At 44.3% G+C, this 792-nt stretch carries 1 protein-coding gene; it reads left to right on the top strand.

All coding sequences use genetic code 11. The features are described from left to right. A partial coding sequence (locus tag LIQ05_RS19380) for an MSCRAMM family protein (protein ID WP_264292818.1) occupies positions 1-792 on the top strand: 792 nt, incomplete at both ends.

Below are 792 nucleotides of genomic sequence, written 5' to 3'. Positions count from 1 at the left end.
ATAAAAAGCGTGGCTCTTATGTGACTGGCAAGGATGGAAAGATCACAGTTGATAACGTAGAACCGGGAAGCTATTACTTTGTGGAAACAGAAGCTCCGTCAGGTTATGTAACTCCGGCTGGAACAGCTGCCAAGACAGAGACAGTAGTTGTAGAAGCAGGTCAGGCATCCGTTGTATTGTACACGATCAATGTAAGCAATACGAAGGAAAACGAAGGAAAGCTGAAACTGGTAAAAACCGGAACAGATGGTAAAAAACTTGCAGGAGCAGAGTTTGACTTATACCGTGTGGAAGATGGAAAAGCGGATACTAAGATCAATAAGGTGCCGTTAGTAACAGATGAAAACGGAACCATTGAGATCAGTGTAGACCCAGGAAGCTATTACTTCGAAGAGACAAAAGCCCCGGCAGGCTATGTAACACCGAGCGGAGCTGCAGCAAGGACTGAGATCAAGACAGTAGAGGCTGGTCAGACAGAAGTAAAAACTTATACTTTCGAAATGAGCAATACAGAAGAAAGTAAAGGAAAACTGGAACTGGTCAAGACAGGAGCAGAGGGAAAAGCCCTTGAAGGAGCAAAATTTGACCTGTATAAGGTTGGGGATCCAGACGAGAATCGTGGTTCCTATGTAACTGGCAAAGATGGAAAGATCACAGTTGATAACGTAGAACCGGGAAGTTATTACTTTGTAGAAACAGAAGCACCGTCAGGTTACGTAACACCAGGCGGTGAAGCGGCAAGGACAGAGACAAAGACAGTAAAAGCTGGTCAGAAGGAAAAGTTAACCTATA

It is taken from the genome of Blautia glucerasea (genome assembly GCF_020537505.1).
GTDB lineage: Bacteria > Bacillota > Clostridia > Lachnospirales > Lachnospiraceae > Blautia_A.
This window is presented reverse-complemented; position numbering and strand designations above follow the sequence as displayed.